The organism is Polaribacter sp. 20A6 (assembly GCF_011378915.1).
GTDB classification, from domain to species: Bacteria; Bacteroidota; Bacteroidia; order Flavobacteriales; family Flavobacteriaceae; genus Polaribacter; species Polaribacter sejongensis.
In genome coordinates this window covers 1-3850 of sequence record NZ_WTPZ01000017.1, presented here as the reverse complement: position 1 = coordinate 3850, position 3850 = coordinate 1, and the positions used below count along the sequence as shown (strand labels likewise).

Below are 3850 nucleotides of genomic sequence, written 5' to 3'. Positions count from 1 at the left end.
TACCGACCAAGAAAGTCCGCGAGGACTTTCGTAAGTAGGCGAGAAGCCAGCAATAAATTATATACGGTGTTGCCACCAGTTTTCTATTCATATTGGACTTTCACTCCTTTTTGTTTAAACTTTTCAATTGTTTCTTTTATTTCCATTTCGTTAAAATCATTTTCTCTTATTAGCAAATAATTTAGTTTCGGTAAAGTCAATAACGTATCAGGAATTAAAGTCAAATCATTTCCATTTACTGCAAGACTTTCTAAACTTTTAATTCCGCCAATCCATTCAGGTATTGTTTTAATTTCATTATATCCAATTGTCAGTCTTTTTAGTTTCGGAAACTCTAAAACACTTTTAGGAAATACTTTCAGTTTATTAGAATGTACATTTAAATACTCAAGATTTCTCAACTCTAAAAGTCCGTTTGGAAGTTTAGTCAAATTCTGATAATTTATTAAAACCTCTTTTTGGTTAAGATAATTTCCGGTTTCATAACCTACTTTTAGATTGTTTTTAAAATCTTCATTTTTGAGTTTTTCACAAATTAAATCTCCAATTGAATCTCTGTATCTATAATCAACTTCTCCCAAGTCACTAATTGTTCCAACAACATAATTAAATTTGTAATTTTTTACTCCGTAACAATTATATTGCTCAAAGTAAGTCGCTGAAAACTTTTCTCCACTACCAACTACAGGAAATCTATATCTATGTTTAAATGTTTCCTTTTTTGAAGAAGTAAGTAAAATTCCATTTTCTGGAATAAGTATTTTATTGTTTGTAAAATAATTACTTTCAAGTTTTGGTTGTTTTTCTATTCCGAAAACTATTATGAAACTTTGATTTTTTCCAACAAATGGTTGATTTTCATTGGCAAAATAAATTTCACTTCCAACGTCCCAATTTAAATGGTACAAAGTATGAGAAAGGACGTAAACAAATATTAAAGTCCATTCAATAATTTGTCTGTATTTGACTTTAAATTTTTTAAGTATAAAACTTGTTAATATTAAAATTGAATAAATTCCGAATAACCAAAGTATTGCTCCAACTCCCCAAAATCCCATAATAAAGAGTATGAAAATTCCGAATAGAAAGACTATAATACTGAAAATATATATTGGATTTCTGATGTTCATTCAAATTGGTGGCAACGTTGTTGTGTATTGAAAGTTGCGTTTTAAATGAACGGCTATTTTCCGAAGGAAAATAGAAGTTTATAAAAATGCAACCACTTTTGGTAAAACACTAATATAGCAATTTTTAATACACGGTGTTGGCTAATGTTTTGTTTTTGAATTATCGTTATTTAAAGAATCATTATTCTTTGTTAATATTAATGTTCGTAATTTGGATAATTCCACTTCTAATTGTTCTTTATTTATGGGTTCTGTTTTAATTTCTTTTTCTTGTGTTATTTTTTTGAATAAATCAATTCCACTATAAATTCCACCAAATATTCCAAATATAAATATATACCAAAAGGTTTTCCTTTTCCAACCAGACAGTATAGATTCATTATGTAGCTTTGTTCTTTCTGCTATTTCGTCTTTTGATTTCTGATCTATTTGAATTTTTAATTCATTAAGTCTGTTTTTTCCTAATTCAGTTAATTTATTAGCAGAGTATTCATCTACTAAATTATTCCTTATAAAATCACTCAAAAAAGCATGGTATTCTGTCCAACCAACTTTATGTTCTATTAATTTAAAAAAGTCAGAATCATTCAGGTTTTTATCTTCATTTTTCAATATTTCTTTTAATATAAAAAATTTTAATTCATCCATATTTTAATTTAAATAATCATTGATAAGTTTTTCAATTATACTTACAGTTTTATTGCTTTCTGAATTTATAGTTAAATCAAACTTATCTATTTTACCGGATAAAGTTACTTCAGCTTCATGTTCAGATGTTAGAGAATTCAATTTAAACTTTATTTTATTAATAACTTCATTCATTTGTTCGTTAACAATAGAGTTCATATCTAAAAAGTCTTTTTTGTTTTCCTTTAACTTTGTTGTATTGTTTATAAATTTTATCATAATTTTAATTTTCAGAACTTGAGTAAGAAATATTTGCCAACGTTGTTGTATATGGTTTGTTGCGTATTTCAAGCAACTAATTTAGTAAATAATTACCGACCAAGAAAGTCTGCGAGGATTTTCGTAAGTAGGCGAGAAGCCAGCAATAAATTATATACGGTGTTAGCACCAGTATTTATATGTTCAGTTCTATTAATTTATATTCTCCATTCTGTTCTTTTGTTAGATGAACACTATCATTCAAATTCTTTTCCGCTAAATTTTATTTCCAATTGAGTTTCTTCATACCCATTTGAAATGTTAACACTTCCAGGTTGCATCATTCCGAAATCTTTTAATCCACCAATTTCTATTACTACTTTTTCATTAAGTTGCGATATTGATACTTATCAGAATTTTTCATTTTGGAACCAGCAAACAAAAAATACGATACTTAATTAAATTTGTAGAATACAAAAAAAAGATATATTTTTAAAAAAAGTTAGGGAGTAGATTCAAATTGCTCCGAAGTTTAATAATTTAATTAAAAAAATATGAAAAATTTACTTTATTTATTGAAATTATTAGTTTTATTTATTCTAATTATAAGTTGTGATTCTAACAACAATGAAATTGAGTTAGTTAATGAGATTGAATCAGTTAATGAGATTGAAAATAATAATGGTCTATATTCCCGAAGCAGTTATAATGATAGTTCTAGTAAATTAACTTATCGTGGTAATAATTTATGGTCTGGAAATATTGGAAGTGGAAAACATGGTTATTTTAGGGGACCTTCACAAAACCAATTAGATAACGGAATAAGAAGTTCTTGGGAAATGACAACCCCTTTAAACAATTCAACTTGGTATAATAGTGCGTATACTAGCTGGGGAGGTGATGGTTCTTATTTTTATGCTGTATGGAATTCAGGGAGCCTAACAACTGAACCAATAAGACTTTTACCAACAGTAAAAAAACAAATTACAAACAATAGTAATGGCACACAAGATATTGTCTGGGTTTTAGGTTCTAGTTGGGAGCATGGTATTACTAGTTTTGGAACTCCGCGTGTATCTACTTTTAAAGGTAAAATTGTTTTAAACGAAAATTGTGAACCAATAATTGTATCAAAATCATCTAAAAGACCTACTGGTTGTATGGCAGATGATGGTTCTAATTCTGGTGGAGGTGTTCCCTATTGAAAAAAACGCAATTGCAACTAAAATTCTCGAAACTTTTGTCGATTTGTTAGTTATCTTAACTACGGTTCCTGCTATAAGAAATATAAATGTTGCTATTCTTTTTTTTCTACTTGATAAAATGTACTGTTTTTAAAAATTTTCGTTCATTAGTTAAAGGTGAGTGTTTTATTGGTGCTAACGTTGTTTTGTATGGAAAGTTGCGTTTTAAGTCGACGGCTATTTTCCGCAGGAAAATAGAAGTTGACAGAAAAGCGACAAACTTTACTTAGGCACTAATTTAGCGATTTTTTATACAAGGTGTTGTAAAATGCGTGTTTAATTTCCACTTTATAAGTTATGAAATTCCACTTTCTTTTTTCTCCTTTTTAAAGTTTTTGAGTAAATTCCGTAATTTTTATTTTTCAGCGATTTGACAAGTTTTTAATTCAGAAGATGAGTAAACCTTTATTTTACTCATAGAAATCTCTCAGCCTTTCTAAATTTGTCTTTAAAAACGAATTTCTCCGACTTTTTCTCAGCACTTTGTCAATTCAGCAATTTTAGTTTCAAATAGTAAAATAAGTTTCAAGTTTTCAGATATTTTCAAACAGGTTAAATTCCGCAAACTTTTCCTTTTTTTTAGCGTTTTAA

The 3850-nt window shown here is 27.8% G+C and carries 5 protein-coding genes; 2 read left to right on the top strand and 3 right to left on the bottom strand.

Annotation, left to right across the window (positions count from 1 at the left end; translation table 11 throughout):
- Window positions 1–83 precede the first annotated feature (83 nt).
- The 3 genes from GQS57_RS18105 to GQS57_RS18095 all read right to left on the bottom strand — a co-directional run bounded on the left by GQS57_RS18105 (window position 84) and on the right by GQS57_RS18095 (window position 2036).
- Entirely contained in the window at window positions 84–1058 is a 975-nt protein-coding gene (locus GQS57_RS18105) for a leucine-rich repeat domain-containing protein (RefSeq protein WP_165734380.1), read from the bottom strand.
- A 213-nt stretch (window positions 1059–1271) separates the two neighbouring features.
- On the bottom strand, window positions 1272–1778 hold the full coding sequence (locus GQS57_RS18100) for a hypothetical protein (protein WP_165734379.1): 507 nt from the start codon (window positions 1776–1778) through the stop codon (window positions 1272–1274).
- Window positions 1779–1781: 3 nt separating this feature from the next.
- Window positions 1782–2036 (bottom strand): hypothetical protein, encoded by a 255-nt coding sequence (locus GQS57_RS18095; protein ID WP_165734378.1) that lies wholly within the window; start codon window positions 2034–2036, stop codon window positions 1782–1784.
- 297 nt (window positions 2037–2333) lie between these two features.
- Here GQS57_RS18095 and GQS57_RS18090 point away from each other — a divergent pair, with 297 nt between their 5' ends.
- Window positions 2334–2477 carry a hypothetical protein gene (locus GQS57_RS18090; RefSeq protein ID WP_165734377.1) on the top strand — a complete coding sequence of 48 codons (144 nt, stop codon included), beginning with the start codon at window positions 2334–2336 and terminating at the stop codon, window positions 2475–2477.
- A 92-nt stretch (window positions 2478–2569) separates the two neighbouring features.
- Window positions 2570–3220 (top strand): hypothetical protein, encoded by a 651-nt coding sequence (locus GQS57_RS18085; RefSeq protein WP_165734376.1) that lies wholly within the window; start codon window positions 2570–2572, stop codon window positions 3218–3220.
- Window positions 3221–3850: the final 630 nt, after the last annotated feature.